General features: G+C 47.5%; 13 protein-coding genes. 4 read left to right on the forward strand and 9 right to left on the reverse strand.

The genetic code is table 11. The annotated features are described in order from the left end of the window. Positions 1-23 precede the first annotated feature (23 nt). The gene (locus KME11_06885; GenBank protein MBW4514934.1) at positions 24-2,294 is read left to right on the forward strand and encodes a HAMP domain-containing protein; all 2,271 of its coding nucleotides are present in this window, start codon (positions 24-26) and stop codon (positions 2,292-2,294) included. Between the two features lie 8 nt (positions 2,295-2,302). Here KME11_06885 and KME11_06890 read toward each other — a convergent pair whose 3' ends face one another. After that, positions 2,303-3,649: a TldD/PmbA family protein gene (locus tag KME11_06890; protein ID MBW4514935.1), complete on the reverse strand. Its 1,347-nt coding sequence runs from the start codon at positions 3,647-3,649 to the stop codon at positions 2,303-2,305. A gap of 132 nt (positions 3,650-3,781) precedes the next feature. Further along, complete coding sequence (locus KME11_06895; GenBank protein MBW4514936.1) at positions 3,782-5,221, reverse strand: TldD/PmbA family protein; 1,440 nt, start codon at positions 5,219-5,221, stop codon at positions 3,782-3,784. A gap of 233 nt (positions 5,222-5,454) precedes the next feature. Here KME11_06895 and KME11_06900 point away from each other — a divergent pair, with 233 nt between their 5' ends. Then, positions 5,455-6,078: a cytochrome b N-terminal domain-containing protein gene (locus KME11_06900; GenBank protein ID MBW4514937.1), complete on the forward strand. Its 624-nt coding sequence runs from the start codon at positions 5,455-5,457 to the stop codon at positions 6,076-6,078. On the opposite strand, the gene KME11_06905 is transcribed toward KME11_06900, so the two are convergent. The 3 genes from KME11_06905 to KME11_06915 form a co-directional block, all read right to left on the reverse strand. Next, positions 6,075-6,785, reverse strand: a complete 711-nt coding sequence (locus KME11_06905; protein ID MBW4514938.1) for a hypothetical protein — start codon at positions 6,783-6,785, stop codon at positions 6,075-6,077. The genes KME11_06900 and KME11_06905 overlap by 4 nt on opposite strands. A 50-nt stretch (positions 6,786-6,835) precedes the next feature. After that, positions 6,836-7,627: an actin-binding WH2 domain-containing protein gene (locus tag KME11_06910; GenBank protein MBW4514939.1), complete on the reverse strand. Its 792-nt coding sequence runs from the start codon at positions 7,625-7,627 to the stop codon at positions 6,836-6,838. 155 nt (positions 7,628-7,782) lie between these two features. Beyond that, the gene (locus tag KME11_06915) at positions 7,783-8,601 is read right to left on the reverse strand and encodes an alpha/beta hydrolase (GenBank protein MBW4514940.1); all 819 of its coding nucleotides are present in this window, start codon (positions 8,599-8,601) and stop codon (positions 7,783-7,785) included. A 118-nt stretch (positions 8,602-8,719) separates the two neighbouring features. On the opposite strand from KME11_06915, the gene glsA reads away from it, so the two are divergent. After that, positions 8,720-9,727 carry a glutaminase A gene (glsA, locus tag KME11_06920; protein ID MBW4514941.1) on the forward strand — a complete coding sequence of 336 codons (1,008 nt, stop codon included), beginning with the start codon at positions 8,720-8,722 and terminating at the stop codon, positions 9,725-9,727. 227 nt (positions 9,728-9,954) lie between these two features. Continuing rightward, positions 9,955-12,732, forward strand: a complete 2,778-nt coding sequence (locus KME11_06925) for an insulinase family protein (protein ID MBW4514942.1) — start codon at positions 9,955-9,957, stop codon at positions 12,730-12,732. Between the two features lie 161 nt (positions 12,733-12,893). On the opposite strand, the gene KME11_06930 is transcribed toward KME11_06925, so the two are convergent. The 4 genes from KME11_06930 to KME11_06945 form a co-directional block, all read right to left on the reverse strand. Continuing rightward, positions 12,894-13,610, reverse strand: coding sequence for a 4'-phosphopantetheinyl transferase superfamily protein (locus tag KME11_06930; protein ID MBW4514943.1), 717 nt, complete (start codon positions 13,608-13,610; stop codon positions 12,894-12,896). A gap of 89 nt (positions 13,611-13,699) precedes the next feature. Beyond that, a complete protein-coding gene (locus KME11_06935; protein ID MBW4514944.1) occupies positions 13,700-14,698 on the reverse strand; it encodes an EamA family transporter in 999 nt (332 codons plus the stop codon). 388 nt (positions 14,699-15,086) lie between these two features. Next, entirely contained in the window at positions 15,087-15,329 is a 243-nt protein-coding gene (locus tag KME11_06940) for a hypothetical protein (GenBank protein MBW4514945.1), read from the reverse strand. A 10-nt stretch (positions 15,330-15,339) separates the two neighbouring features. Further along, the gene (locus KME11_06945) at positions 15,340-15,765 is read right to left on the reverse strand and encodes a hypothetical protein (GenBank protein ID MBW4514946.1); all 426 of its coding nucleotides are present in this window, start codon (positions 15,763-15,765) and stop codon (positions 15,340-15,342) included. Positions 15,766-15,801 lie beyond the last annotated feature (36 nt).

A 15,801-nucleotide genomic window follows, 5' to 3' on the forward strand; every position in this document is an offset into this window, starting at 1 on the left:
TAGGAGGAAATAGTAGCCATTTCATGCTTATTCAACCTCTAAATCGCCTAATTTCTCGGATTTCTCGAAGAGTTCCCCTACAAACTTTTCTGACAGTCCCATTTCTGCTACAAATTGTGGCTGTTGCCGGACTGACTGGTGGATTATCTTGGCTTAATGCCCAAAAATCTGTTTACGAACTGACCGCTAAACTGCAAGATGAAATTAGTTCTGGCATTCTGCTTGAGCTAAAAACCTATTTGGCAGCCCCTCAATTAGCAACTCGTATTAGTAATGATGCGGTGCAATTAGGGCAACTCAGCCTGCAAGATATGCCGTCGCTGGAGCGCTACTTATTTACGCAGTTGACTCAGTTTAAGTCTGTTAGCGGCATTTGGATTGGCACTGAGCAAGGCAGTTATCGATCGGTCAATCGGCGGGGGGAGTTGCGCTTACAAAGTTCGGACGGATGGGATGAAGGCAAAGTCTATGATTATAAGCTAAATGGAATGGGCGATCGCGGAGCGCTTCTCGAATCTTTTATCCGACCGCCAGCGCAAAGGATGAAATGGTACGAAGCTGCAGTCACCGATCGCAAGCCAACTTGGAGTGAAATTTTTCAAACGACTGATGATCAAGACCTATCGCTCAATGCTAGCTTTCCGATTTACGATCCAGAAACAGGCGAATTACTGGGCGTGGCTTCGGCAGGTGTAGTTCTCTCTAAAATTAATGCATTCCTCAAAAACTTGCAGGTCAGCGAGTCGGGGTTAGTGTTTGTGGTAGAGGATGACGGCAAACTGGTCGGCACATCGGCATCTCAACCTGTGTACAATCGCTTTCAGGGGAAGGGCGATACGGTCAGGTTAGAGCGAATTAATGCAGCAGATAGTCGTGACCCCTTAATTAAGGCAACGGCTCAGTTTTTAATTAAACGCTACGGCGACTTTACAAGGGTAATTGCCGACCAGCGGCTGAACTTTATTAATAATGGCGATCGCAATTTTGTAAAAGTTGTGCCGTTTCGAGATGAACTAGGACTTGATTGGTTGATTGTGGTGGTGGTGCCCGAAAATGATTTTATGGCACAAATCAATACCAATACCCGCACCACATTTTGGCTATGTGCGGGAGCCGTACTGGGAACCCTGCTGTTAGGCGTGATTGGCTCGAACTGGGTAGCTCAGCCCTTGTTACGCTTGAGTCGAGCCAGTCGAGCGATCGCTGAAGGGGATCTATACCAACGCATTCCCGAACAAAACCCTATCAAAGAAATGCAGGTGACTGCCCATGCCTTTAACCAAATGGCAGAACGGTTAACGGCTTCGTTTGAACAAATTGAGGCGGCTAACGCTAACTTAGAAGGGCAAGTGAGCGATCGTACCGCCCAACTGGTGCAAGCTGTTGAAGAACTAGAGCGACTAAACCGCATTAAAGATGACTTTTTGAGCACCGTTTCCCACGAGCTACGAACGCCCATGTCTAACATTAAGTTATCAACCCAAATGTTAGAAATCAACCTGAAGCGCTTAGGTTTACTAGACTCGGAATCTAGCGCTATTCCTCGATATTTCCAGATTTTGAAAGAAGAAGGACAGCGAGAAATTAACTTAATTAACAACCTCCTGGATCTCTCTCGGCTCAACGCTAAGAACGATCCTATTATCCCTACAGCCATTCATTTGAACGCATGGTTACCAAAATTGGTAAAGCCCTTTATTGAACGAGCAGATAGTCAAGAGCAAGCTTTTTACTTAGAGGTTGCAGATCATTTACCCACGCTTACGACTGACCTCTTTAAGCTAGAGCGCATCTTGAATGAACTGCTGAATAATGCCTGTAAGTACACGCCTCCTGGATCAAAAATTATCATGTCGGCACGAGTCACTGAGATGACCGACAACGAGGGCATGCAAGAGACAGCAGACAACTGCGAGAACGGCGGCTCACAAAGTAGTCATGACCCGTTAACGTATTCTTCTGTGCAAGCGCCTGCTACGCTCAGAGCAAGCGCTTTAAAACATCCGCAAGGAGTCGCTTCGAGACATCCGCAAGAGCTTGCCCTCAAAGATTGCCTGCGACTTAGCGTTAGTAATTCAGGCGTAGAGATTCCCCCCGAAGAACACCATCGCATTTTCGACAAGTTCTACCGTATCCCCAGCAGCGACCCTTGGAAGCATGGGGGCACTGGATTAGGATTAGCACTGGTGAAAGGATTGGTAGAGCGCTTGCAGGGCAAAATCACCGTTAGAAGCGCTGAGGGGCAGACTACATTTACGGTCGATCTGCCGTTGGTCGGGTCGGAAGCCGCTTAGAAAAGTTTTCAAAGCGTGTAGGTGAAACCCTCGGTTAGAATTCCTGGAACTATCATGCCGCCCGGGTTACGGTTATGGTAAGTACCCACTTCAGGAATAAATTCTTGGAAGTCGGTGAGCGCCATAAGGTTATCGCCCAAGCATTGATAGAGGCTTTCATCGAATCGGAGGTTTTCGATCGGAGCAACAATTTCGCCGTTTTCGACCCAAAAACAGGCGTAGCGAGTCATGCCTGTGATCCGTCCGGCGGGGCGATCGCTCCAGTTCAAGTAATGCAAATTGGAAAGATAGAGTCCTGTGTCTAGCGCTTTGAGAATATTTTCCGCCGGTAAATTGCCAGGAAGGATTTCGGGCGATCGCAAAGACTCGCTACCCGTTGCGCCATTTGCAACTTTGCCATATTCTTTGGCAGTCCGAGAACTAATTAAGGTATTGACCAATTTACCCGCTTGAATCAACGGTAACTCTATCGGCGCAATGTCTCCCCACTCATTAAATCGAGGCACCAATCCTTGCTTAAAGCTCTCGGTAATGTGAAACTGAGGTGAGAACTGCTTTTCACCCCGCTGCAATAAAGCAAGCGCACTACCGCCTCGCTGCAATGACCCTTCACTCACCCCGCCCCACGAGAACATTGAGAGGAGTTCGGCAACTGCCCCCGGAGCTAAGTAAGTGCGATATTGCCCTCGAGGAATTGGCTTAGGAGGTTGTGCCAAGCGCTCAAGCTGATTTTTCGCTTCTGCCAATTTTTTAGAGTAGGCGGCAGCATCCCACTCATTTCCCGCAAAAGTTCCTTTTACCGCCTGCCCATCTTCAGTAAACAGCGAATAATCTACCGAGAAGAACTCGGTGCCAAACCAATGCTTCTGCCCTGCCGAGTCAGCATATGCCCGCAGCAACGAACCTCCTGCATAGATGCCTGTAAAATCTACTCCCGCCATTTCAGACAATAGCGAAGGTGCCACTGCTTCAGGCTTCAGCAGTTTTCCAATATGATTTTCGCGGCTCGTTGCTGTGCCTTGAGGCAAGACTAAATGAGGATCTTCAGGCAACTGCGGAATTTCTTGCCGCAGTTCAGTCAAAGCGAGGGCAGCCTGGTGTTGATCGACCTCCCAATCGCCAGTTAAGGGAAAGCTGCGAAACCCGTTACGCTGATCCTGCATCAACGTCATACTCAACTGCCCATCTGCTACACAGCCTGCTTGCCGCACCTTGGCTCTATTAAACCGGACAAACTGACTCTGTTCGCCCTTGAGTCCTAGCTTGAGATGTTCGCCCTCCTTTAACCCATTTAACAATTGCTCTACGAGGCGATCGAAAATCTCTTCCAGCCCCAAATCCTTCCCAGATTCCATAGTCCATCTCTAAACTTATTTTTTACAATCAAAGCGTTGCTGAATGAAAGTATAAACCTGCTCAGGATCCTGTTCTTTCATCAAGTCTCAAAGCTCCTCGCCTGAGGAAGAAGAATTTACAGAGAGGTCGCTCTAAGCGCCTCCGCCAAACACTTCGACATTGGCAAAGACACAGGCGGGAGAGCCATGTCCGACTCGAATAGCTTGATTAGGCTCTCCTTTGCCACAATTGGGCGTGCCGTACATTTCCCAAGTGTCGTTGCTGCCGACTCGCACGAGGCTGTGCCAGAACTCAGGCGTGGTGGCGCGATAGTTGGGATTGCGCAGCGTCTTTGTCAGTTTGCCATTTTCGATGAGCTTGGCATATTCGCAGCCAAACTGAAACTTGTATCGCTGATCATCAATTGACCAAGACCGATTTGCCTCCATGTAAACGCCGTGTTCAATCTCTTCAATGAGAGCGGGAAACGAGTGCGTGCCGGGTTCTAGGTTGAGGTTTGCCATGCGATCGATGGGCGGACGGTTCCAAGAAGAAGCCCGTGCACAGGCTACTCCTGGAACGCCCATTCTTGCTTGGCTCTCTAAGCTTCCTAGCCCACGCCTCAGCACGCCATCTTTGATCACGTACTCTTTGCTGGCAGGTGCCCCAATATCATCAAAGCTATAGCTCGCAAACTCTCCAGGAACCGTGGGGTTAAAGGTAACGTTCATTAACTCAGAGCCGTAGGATAGCTGACCAAAATCAGACGGTTTCACAAAACTGCCGCCTGCATAGTTGCGCTCATCGCCCAAAATTCGATCTAGCTCTAAGGGATGCCCAATGCTTTCATGAATTTGCAGCATCATTTGGTCAGGCGCTAACACTAAATGAGTCGTGGTGGTTGGGCATTCTTCAGCAGTCAGCAGTTCTACGGCTTGTTCTCCAACTTGCTGGGCTTTCTCCCAAAGGTTCGGTTCTAAAAACAATTCCCAACCGCCCTGGTAACTGTGAGCAAGGTAGCCGTTATTGCTGCGTTCCTGAACGATCGCCCCTTCCTGTGCTGTCGCCCGATATTGAGTTTCGAGCAGAAAAAACTTTTGATAGACTTCTGAGCCATTGCTACTGACAAACCAGTGCTCAGTTTCCTGCGTAATGGCGCTGGCGCTCGTTTCGACAATTTGCTCAGAGACTTTAAGGTTTTTACAGAGCCGGATTAGTAGCTCATTTACTTCTCCAGGGGTAAGAGCATCCAAAGTTTTGACAATAGGCGAAATGTACTCACCTACTACTTTGGGGCGAATGGCGGCAGTGTGAGGGTAGATTGCCCACTGGCTGGCAGCGATTGCCTGTTGATAAGCCATCTCTGCCGCCGCTTGAATGCTGTCTTGCCTTAAGGAATTTGTGGCGCTATAGCCAATTTGACCCTTGACCAATACTTCTACCATCACGCCCTGGCTCAAGGCTTTGCCATTACTTTGAGGATTGCCATCCCGAACATTGCGGTAGGCAGTGCTGTCTTTGACGGCTCTCAGACCAATCCAATCGGCAGAAATATTGAGAGCAGCGATCGCTTTGGATAACTCAGAAATCATGAGCGCAGAGGGGTAAAGAGGATGAGCACATTTAAGTCATTTATTCTAACGAGTTCAGTAGAAGTTCAATCGTAAAGATGACAAATTGGTAGCCAGTAGGGCAAATCTGCGAACAATGCCCGCAGATCCCTCTGCAGATGGGCTGCATTTAAGCTGAGAAATTATTACAATACAGATACAAAACTCAATATTTCTTCTCACTTCTCGAAGAAAACCCTCCTTGTACCCTACCTATGAAAACCCTAGACTATCGCTTTGCGCTTCAACGAGTCACAACTATCTTGGCAGTGGTTGCCCTATCCCTCGTCCTATTAGCAGGGATTACAGGAATTGCATTAGCTTTTTACTACGAGCCTACGGCGGGGGGCGCTCACCGCTCATTGGAGTTTATTACTCGCGATGTCTCTGGCGGTGTCATTATCCGTAGCTTGCATAATATTGCTGGTAATGCGCTGATTGTGGTGGCATTGATACAGTTAGTCGTGATGTTTTTAGGGCGGCAGTTCCGTCCGAGTTGGTTGGGGGCTTGGGTCAGCGGAATTTTTCTGGCGTTGGTGGCGATCGGTGCCAGCTGGACTGCCATTATTTTGGACTGGGATCAGACGGGCTACTGGCGGTTCAAGCTGGAAATGAAAACAGTTGAGTCGATTCCGGTGGTCGGTGCCTCGTTACGCGAAATCCTAACGGGTGGAGGGGTCGGTTCGTTGGCAGTGGAGCACATGTATACGATACATAGCTACCTGTTGTCGGCGATCGCCGTTATCCTATCGGTGCTACACCTAGCTGCTCTCGTTTACCAAGAGCGCGAACGTCAGCAATTTAGCAAAACATTGGATCAGTTCATCTCTGATTCTTAGTGAGTGTTCAGCCGCTCCACTTCTCGTTGAACGCTGCGACCAATTCTCAGTGCCTCGTTAAATAACTGTCCATATTCATTCGCTTGGCTGTTCACCTGAAGATGTTGCAGCCGAGCTATGCTGGTTTCAATGCTGGTAAACAACTCGTAGCGTCTAGCAATGAGTCGCTTGTTTTTTCTAAGAATTTTCTCGGTCATGAGTCCACAGCATAAAGACTCTCGCGTTGCGTTCAGAGCATCAATCACGTCAGGGCGATCGATTAGCGCTATGGCTGAGTTCTTAACGCTGCCTAACTCGTCAATAATATCGATCGCTTGGATAATTTCGTTGTGCTGATCCACTTCATCTAGCAGATGCGCTAAGACTTTTAGGCTTTTGCCTTTGTACCACATCAAAACGTTCCAGCAGAGGGCGATCGCCACGGACAGCCCCAGCGTTGTGACCAGAAACCAAAAAGTACTACTGATATCTCCCGATAAATGACCAATGCCACGAGCCAGCACCAGGCTGATAGGCAAGCAAAAAATTAAGATCAACCCAAAAGTTAAAATCTCGGTCAACGCAAACGAAAGCAACCGACTTCGATATTGAAAAACAGAAGGTCTGTAAACTCGACCCATAAAGGTATCGCTGATATCCAGACCTGTTAGATTTTCTAGTTCTTTAGGCGTAATTTTGAGAGCTTCTAAATCGGGCTGCATCCGCACTTCGATCCTCTTGATTCAATGCCTAATTCAATGCCTAATTAAACGCTTTGTTATTGAGCGCCCAATAAAGTCAACAAACTCCGCCAAACTTGACTATAAAAGTTGCCTTCTAAGTTTCGGAACAAGTTAAAGGTTTCACCGGGTGCACCAAAGAAAGGGCGCAATGTCCATCCCAATTGGCAGCCCACCATTGCGTACAGCACGAGCCAGAGTTGCAGCAGTCGAGTTCGTGTTTTCTGCAATCCATCGTCTGCATCTTCCTCTGCCGAACGGCTAACGGCTTTAGAAATTGTTCCACTCGGTAGAAAATCATCAATGGGGGCAACACTAAGATCTGCATCAATCAACCGGAGCCTGTCTTCTGCTGTTGTGACCGATCGCATTCCTTCATAGAACATCTTCACGCCGACCAATCCGGTAATTGTGAAAATGGCGACGTTAAACAGTAAGAAGAAATTGTACTCGTGAATGGAAATGAGAAAAAACAGAGTTACGGGTGCAAAACTGAATAGTAGAACGCTAATGACTGAAACGGTTGTGAGAATGAGTGCAGCATACTGACCGAAGGTAAGCTTAGAACCAAATAAAATGTCAAAAAAGTACAGGGTTGGCAAGCAAATTAGCAAGGTAATTAAATACAGCGCAGGCAGTTTAATTGCAGATGAAAGAACCTGTTGCCAGCTACTTGAGGCACCAATGATAGCTCCATAAACGGCAAAGAAAGCAGAGCTTGCAATTAACAGCGAAGTAATTTTCCGCTCAATTTTTACGTTCTGGCGAATTTCGGTTAAGAATTTTTTGCGATCGCGCAACAGCGTAATCAAAACGGCAAAGTGTTTCATATCGCCTATTTTTAGTGACGTAAGGAATGGGTGAGAAATTGAAAATTAGCCTATAGACTCTGATACACCCAACGTGATTAAGGCTACAAGCTTTGCCTTGACCATTCCGGTTGTGCCAGCCAGAAAATTGGTTTTCTTAGCCAAAGGGTGCCCACTTATGCTTCGAGGTCAGCCAGGAAAAGCAAAATTTTCTCCGCCATTTCTGCCCCATTTTTTTGCGGCAACGCATGATCGGCGTTGGGAATAATCACGAGTTGCGCGCCCAAAATCTCAGTAGCGTAGGTTTGGCTGTGCCACAAGGGAATGGTTTCATCACGATCGCCCGTAATCACTAAAGTTGGCAAACTTAAGCGATGAATTTCTTTCTCCACTGTATCGATCGCATCTTCAGGACGAAGGCGATCGATCAAAAAAGAACGGGGTGCAGGCTGGGCATTTAGCTCGTGGCGGAACCCACTAATTTGGGCTAGATTCTGTTGCTTGCCCATTATCCTGGCGAAGGGCTTGGCTAAATTTAGCCCCCAATCTACAACAGGGGTTCGCCAGAGTAAGGGACGCAGCCAATCGTACCGTCCTGCAAAACTATCGTCTCGGATGCCCGCCGGAGCCGCCAACACTAGCCCTTTTACTGAATCTGGGTACGCTAGCGCATAGGCAGCCCCTACCCAACCTCCTAGAGAATGCCCCACAATCACAAAAGGCTCCAGCCCCATATCTTGCGTAAACTGATGAACGAAGTTTACTAGTTTGGCGATGTCGTAGCGAATCATAGGCTTGGAAGACTCGCCAAAGCCAAACAGATCCAGGCTGATGCAGCGATGGGGCTGAAGCTGGGAAACGAGCGATCGCCAGCACTCACCGTTCCCCATAAAACCATGCAGCAAAAGAATCGGCGGCGCTGTTTCTCCGGCTTCCCAATATGCCGCTTGATAGGCGATCGGTTTTGAGTTGAGCGTGATAATACGTTTTGAAATTTCCAAGCTGCTGATTCCTGTATTGCGCTCTTGACTCAAGAAAAAATAGCTTCGATCAGCTTACCATAAGGGCTGAAGCGGTTAATGCTATCTCTCCCGTTTTTAGGAATGCTAACCCATGTCAGATATTCAAACCCATCAGCACTCCGACTTAAAAATTCACCCGTTGCAAACGTACCTTAAAGAATTGCACCAAGAACATCAGCCGCTGCAATCGGGAAAAGTTGCAGACTACATTCCCGAACTGGCAAAGATGAATCCAGATTGGTTTGGCATCTGTGTTGTCACGGCAGACGGGCAAATTTTTGAAGTGGGAGATACAGACCAACGATTTACGATTCAATCGATTTCTAAGGTATTTGTGCAAGGGCTGGCGCTGGAGGATCATGGGCGAGAATACTTGCTGTCGAAGGTAGGGGTAGAACCCACGGGAGATGCATTTAATGCGATCGTTTTAGATGAACAATCGAAGCGTCCCTACAACCCAATGGTGAATGCTGGGGCGATCGCGACTACCAGCCGGATCAAAGGTTCTAGCCACACCGAACGGCTCAATCGCATGTTGGATATGTTTCGGCGCTACATTGGACATGATGTGTCGGTTGATATTTCTACCTTTGTGTCCGAGAAGACGACCGGATCTCGGAACCGAGCAATGGCGTATTTGATGCATAATTTTGGCATGATTGATGTGCGGGTGGAAGAAGCCCTTGATTTATATTTTCAACAGTGTTCGCTTACAGTTACTTGCCGAGATTTGGCAGTTATGGCAGCAACTTTGGCAAATCGGGGCGTTAATCCAATCACGGGCGATCGGGCAGTTGAGGCGAAATATATTCGAGATATTCTTTCAGTGATGTACACCTGCGGCATGTACAACTTTGCTGGAGAATGGGGCTATACAGTCGGACTTCCGGCAAAAAGTGGCGTTTCTGGAGGAATTATTACTGTAGTACCCAATCAAATCGGGGTGGCAGTTTTTTCGCCGCCATTGGATGTGCGAGGAAACAGCGTGCGCGGCGTGAAGGTCTGCGAGGCGTTTTCAGAACAGTTTGGGCTACATTTGTTTGACTCATCAATGGGGTGCCAAACGTTTTTAGAGCGACTAGCATCTGGGGTAATTTAGTGCAATTGAAAAACACATCTCCTCGACATTTGAAGTCCAAACTACACTGAGATAGTGTTTAGAACTTTTTAGGGAGTTGCGTGAAAATAAAACCCCAGTGAGATGCATTGACTTATCAGCCCCCTAAATCCCCCATTCTGGGGGACTTAGGGGGCGATTCGGGACGTTATTTAATTGCAACTCCCTTAGCTAGTTTTTTCCTCTAACTTCACCTTATTCAGCAAACTATGCCTCTCCGAAAAATTCGCCCTTACCTACTTATTGGAATGCTGCTCAGCTTACTTCTGGGCGCTTTTATTCCTCCTACGATCGCCCTCCCTCCTTCCCCAGCAACAGCATCGATTACAGCAGGGGTTCAGAAAAAAGTTTTAGACAATGGCTTAACGGTATTGACCAAAGAAGTTCATATTGCTCCAGTCGTAAGTGTACAGGTTTGGTACAAGGTAGGCTCACGTAACGAACCCGCAGGTCAGAACGGTATTTCGCACCAGCTAGAACACTTAATGTTCAAGGGTACAATCGATCGCCCGATTCAATTTGGTCGGCTTTTTAGCGCCTTGGGCAGCCAATCTAACGCCTTTACCAGCTACGACGAAACGGCGTACTTTGGCACAGTCGAGCGCGACAAACTCAATGCACTGCTAGTTCTAGAAGCCGATCGCCTGGAGAACTCTACCATCGAAGATGCGCAGCTTACCAGCGAAAAACGGGTGGTGATTTCCGAGTTACAAGGTTACGAAAATAGCCCCAACTATCGCCTCGATCGCGCGGTCATGAAAGCTGCTTTTCCCAATCGCGCTTACGGTCTACCTGTCGGTGGAACCAAAGCAGATGTTCAAAACTTCAGCCTTCAACAAGTCCAAGATTATTACAAAAAATATTACACGCCTGATAACGCGACTTTGGTTGTAACAGGCGACTTCGATACTGCCGAAACGCTCCAAACCATTCAACAAACTTTTGGTAAACTTCCTCAACGCCAAACGATCGCATCTTTACCGCAGATATCTGCATCAAACACAACCTCATCACAAACAGCCTCATCACGAACAGCCGTGCCGCAAACCTTATCCCAATCGGCTCGTTCTACCCGCGAACCTATTGTTTTGCGAGAACCGGGTAGTTCGCCTCTGTTGCAAATGGTCTATCCATTACCCGATATTAAACATCCTGATGTACCCGCAATTGACCTGATGGATATGATCCTGACGGGTGGGCGGAGTTCGCGGTTGTATCAAAATTTGGTGGAGTCAGGTCTGGCAAGTTCGGTAAGCGCTTATCCAGCGGAAATGCTAGAACCTGGATGGTATAACATTTCTGCAACCGCAGCGCCCGGACAAGAGTTAGCAACCATTCAGCAGGTACTTCAGCAATCTTTAACCGAAATTCAAGAAAAACCTGTGAGTGCTGAAGAGCTTCAACGGGCAAAAGTGCAGCTTCAGGCGGCGTTTGTGTTGAACAATCAAGATATTAGTAGCCAAGCCAGTCAGCTTGCTTATAACCAAACAATCGCTGGAGATTATCAATACAGCGATCGCTATTTACAAGCGATCGAGCAAGTCACGCTTGCCGATATTCAGCGCGTGGCAAAAACTTATCTTGATCCGGCTCAAGGAACCGTGGGCATTTTCGAGCCGACTTCAATAGATGGCACGTCTGGCTCATCAAGCAGTGGTCGCATCACTGAAAACTTTAGTCCTGGTGCGCCCGTCGATCCGGCAGAAGTAGCGCGATATTTGCCACCCGCGATCGCCATGGATAATCGACCTCAGCCCTTACCCGAAGAGCTAATCTTGTCCAACGGATTGAGGATTTTGTTGCTTAAAGATAGCAGCGCTTCTACAGTTAATTTAAGCGGATATGTCGATGCAGGCAGCGCTTACGATAGTGCTGAGAAAGCAGGGATAGCACTTTTAACTTCTGAAAACTTGATGAATGGGACTCAAAGTCAAGATGCATTGGCTTTGGCAAAGTCATTAGAGGATATTGGTTCTAGCCTGGATTTCAATGTCAATCGAGAAGGTGTGGACATTGGCGGCAGCGCTTTAGCTAAAGATTTACCACAGCTTGTTTCCACGTTGGCAGATGTGTTGCAAAATGCATCCTTTCCACGTGACCAGATTGAACTAAGCCGCCAGCGAGAATTAAGCAGCCTTAAATCCCAACTCGACAATCCTCAAGTGTTGGCACGTCGAATCTTTCAGCAAGCCATCTATCCCATCAAGCATCCTTTTCATGCGTTTCCAACTGAAGACAGTCTTAAGCAGGTGACTCAAAGTGATGTGGTGCAATTTTATAAAACTCACTATCGACCCGATACAACGTTAGTGGCACTGGTGGGAGATTTTGAGGTGGCAGCGGTGCGATCGCTTTTTGAAAAAAACTTAGGTACCTGGAAAGCTACTGGCGATCGCCCTAAACTAAATGTTTCAGCAATTTCTTTACCTGCTTCTACCGCTCGCCTTAACTCAGTAATGCCGGGCAAAGCCGAAGCGGTGACAATGCTAGGATACGGTGGTATTTCGCGTCAAGATCCTCGTTTTTATGCAGCGTTAGTGATGAATCAAATTTTGGGTGGCGATACGTTGGCAAGTCGGCTAGGAACCGAAGTTCGCGATCGCCAAGGGCTGACCTACGGCATTTATAGCTACTTCCAAAGTGGCATTTATCCGGGGCCTTTCCTAGTGTTTATGCAAACGTCTCCTGAAGATGCAAATAAGGCAATTGATAGCACAGTTGCGCTGTTGCGACAGTTTCAGGAAGGCATTACGATCGCAGAATTAGAGGCAGCCAAGCGATCGCTCACCAGCAGCTATCCAGTGGATCTTTCTGATCCCAGGTCTTTAGCTTCTGAGATTGCTAGCAATGCTGCTTACGGCTTAAGCCGCGATGAAATTCGTCAGTTTCCGCAACAGATCGAAGCTGTGACGATCGCCCAAGTTCAGCAAACCATCCGAGAACTCATTCACCCCGACCAACTCGTCATTGTTACTGCTGGGCCCTGAGGAGTTGCATGCAATTAAATAACACCCTGAATCGCCCCCTAAATCCCCCATTCTGGGGGACTTTGAAAGGTTCGGAAGTCCCCAGAATGGGGGATTTAGGGGGCTGAAAAGTCAATGCGTCTCACTGGATTTTATTTTCACGCAACTCCAGAGCAACTCCCTCAAATTGAAAAGTAGTGAATGTCTGGCTGTGAGCCTTTTACCACCAGAGCCGCTGTATATTCTCCTACACCGCCAACATCTACACCGCCAGAATTCACCGCTATTTCTTGAACAAACCATTGGGCGGCGATCTGAACATCGCCGTCTATACTAACCAGTCTCATCGGTTCCGTTAGCGCAACTTCTACCGATGCCAGTTTTCCTAATCCATCACCCGTGGCTTTGAGATATGCCTCTTTTTGAGTCCAACCTCTAAAAAAAACTTGGTGTTGCTCTGCTCCAATCAGCGATCGAATCACGATCGCTTCTGAGGGCAAGAAAAATCGCTGGGAAAGGTCAATAGCTTCAATAGGACGGACGTGCTCTAAATCAATGCCGACTGGACGATTGAGAGCGATCGCATACAGTGCTCTGTTATGGGAATGGGAAACGTTAAAATACAGTTCTCCTAAAGAGTAAACATTGGCGATCGTAGGCTTTCCTTTGCTGCTGTAAGAAAACAGAACTTGATCGGGTGATAGTGATAGGTAACGCGCCAATATCGTTCTTAGTAACCCACGAGCAACCACAAATTTTTTCTGATCTTTCTCGAACCGGAACCGTTCCGATCGCTGTTTTTCGTCGGGAGCAAGAATCTGAATCAATTGCTCAATTTCTGTGGAAGGGCGATCGAGTTCTGCATGCCAAACATGGACTTCGGAAGAAGTGATTAACATTAAAAGAACATTTTATAGAAAATGTCAATGAACCGATCAAAGCATTTTTCCATCCTATAATTCAGCAACGCCTAATTTATTCAGAGAAACTATTCTGACTCCAATTCTACTACTGCTGCCGAACCTAAGTCTGGGGTCTTCTCAAACTTTTGTAAAAGCTGTTCACGCTGATTAATTAAATAGATGCTGATAAGCGTTAAACCAACGCCAAACCACTGCAACGGATCAAGGGTTTCTGACAAAAATAGGTTGCCAAATAAAAGCGCAAAGATGGGTGTTAGGAAGGTTAAAGAGCTTAAGCTAGTCAGGTTACCTGTAGCAGCAAAGAAAAAGAATAGAGCATAGGCGATCGCGCTGCCAAACACTGTCGAATAAGTCAATGACATCCAATCTGTCCACTGCAAATGTATCCACTGTTCCGACTCCCAGAAACCCGACAAACCAAACAGCGGCAACCCGCCCAAAATCATGTGCCAACCCGTCGCCACCACCGGATCAACATAGCGACAGACATACCGCACCATCACAGTGCCCACCGCCATCGACAACGCCGCCAACAGCATTAACCACTGCCCGTTTTGTAGCAATTGCTCTAGAAAATCAACGCTAACCGCGCTGCCTCCATGCAACATTCCTGCAATTAAGTCCTGCGGCAATCCTAATAGGCTAATTCCCAACACGCCAAACGCCAAGCCCAGCCAGCCCCACAGCCCCACTTGTTCGCCAAACAAAAACCGCGCCATCAACGCCACCGCCAACGGCTGCGAGTCAATCATCACCGAGCCTAAACCCGCCCCAGTTCGCTGCAATCCTTCTGCCAAGAAGCCCTGGAACAAGGTGCCATCGACTAATGCAAATAGCGCAATCCACAGCCAAGCCATCCAGGTTTTGGGCTGAGGCTTGCCCATATACCGGGCAGCACCTAAAATCAGCACCCCTGCCGGAACGAGACGAACGCCTGCCATGAATAGAGGCGTAGTGTGGTCAATGGTGCCTTTCATTGCCACCATTGCAGTGCCCCACAGGAAGAAGGGCGCAATCAGTAAAAGTGGATTAATAGTTTTAGATTCGGTAGCGTTGAGCAGCATGGGGGCGATCGCAAGACAATGTTCCCCTTTATATTAATCGGTTCTTATAGTTATGTTAAGCGATCGCCATCTAGAGAATGGAGAGGCGGAGATTGGCGATCGCGCTTGACAGACTCGGACAATGAGCGGATTAGGGGGAAACGTCCTAAGATACTCACAGTATTTGAGCCAGATTCTATTGAGCTAAATTCACTATGAGCGATCGCCCCTACGTTTTAATCTACCGAGCCATCGGACGATAAGCTTCAAGAAGATGTAGAAAAACTGTTGCCCTGACTACGAACGATCGAAACCTCGATCCCCACCCCGCCCCTTGATGGTGAAACATTCATCAGTCATTTTCTGGAACGGTTCCAGCAATCACATCAGGCATAAGTCACTATCCGCTTCAGCAACTTTTGCTCATTACAGAAGCAAACTCCTCAAATTGACTTGGAAAAAGAATGACGTTTTCATAGGCAAATCCCCCCACTAGACTGTCATCTGGAATAGCAAGATCAACGGCATAGCATTCTGGGTTCTGGTAACACTCCACGATCGCGCCCAATGTCCCACTTGCAATAATGCGACTCGTAAACTCGCTTTGGATCTCTTCAAGAGTTTCAATTTTTTGATTAAGCTGATATTTCACAGGAGTCTCCTCATAAACGATGAACTTCTAACCAGTTTGTAATCAGTCGAGGGATAGTGCGATCGAGATCAACTTGCCAAATAGTGACCAAAGTACCCATTTTACCAATAGGAGATCGAATAAAGGTTTTAACTTCAAATCGGCAGCCATGAAGAGTAGGCTTGCCCGCTATGGCAGACGCACTAGGTAGGTTTCGGCGGAGTTGATCGATAATCTGTTGTGCTGCGGCTTGTCGATTCTCTAGATCTTTCACATCATATCCAATTTCCTCAAAAGCTTGCCACTTACCCAGATTACGTGGATTATCTGGATTCATCGAGTATTGGTCAAATTTTGCAGGGTCGATCTCAGCTTGGAGAGCAGATGGAAGAGGATCTCCCTTTTGCCAGAAGTTGTCAGGACTGGGTTGAGAGCTTGGGTTTGAGTTTTCGCTCATAATAACGTAATGCGATCGCATCCCATTATCTATCAA

The sequence above is a fragment of the Timaviella obliquedivisa GSE-PSE-MK23-08B genome (genome assembly GCA_019358855.1).
Taxonomy (GTDB): domain Bacteria; phylum Cyanobacteriota; class Cyanobacteriia; order Elainellales; family Elainellaceae; genus Timaviella; species Timaviella obliquedivisa.

Coding starts and splice junctions, on each gene's coding strand:
- KME11_06885 (MBW4514934.1), top strand. CDS start 24: ATGCTTATTCAACCTCTAAATCGCCTAATTTCTCGGATTTCTCGAAGA.
- KME11_06890 (MBW4514935.1), bottom strand. CDS start 3,649: ATGGAATCTGGGAAGGATTTGGGGCTGGAAGAGATTTTCGATCGCCTC.
- KME11_06895 (MBW4514936.1), bottom strand. CDS start 5,221: ATGATTTCTGAGTTATCCAAAGCGATCGCTGCTCTCAATATTTCTGCC.
- KME11_06900 (MBW4514937.1), top strand. CDS start 5,455: ATGAAAACCCTAGACTATCGCTTTGCGCTTCAACGAGTCACAACTATC.
- KME11_06910 (MBW4514939.1), bottom strand. CDS start 7,627: ATGAAACACTTTGCCGTTTTGATTACGCTGTTGCGCGATCGCAAAAAA.
- glsA (MBW4514941.1), top strand. CDS start 8,720: ATGTCAGATATTCAAACCCATCAGCACTCCGACTTAAAAATTCACCCG.
- KME11_06925 (MBW4514942.1), top strand. CDS start 9,955: ATGCCTCTCCGAAAAATTCGCCCTTACCTACTTATTGGAATGCTGCTC.
- KME11_06930 (MBW4514943.1), bottom strand. CDS start 13,610: ATGTTAATCACTTCTTCCGAAGTCCATGTTTGGCATGCAGAACTCGAT.
- KME11_06935 (MBW4514944.1), bottom strand. CDS start 14,698: ATGCTGCTCAACGCTACCGAATCTAAAACTATTAATCCACTTTTACTG.
- KME11_06945 (MBW4514946.1), bottom strand. CDS start 15,765: ATGAGCGAAAACTCAAACCCAAGCTCTCAACCCAGTCCTGACAACTTC.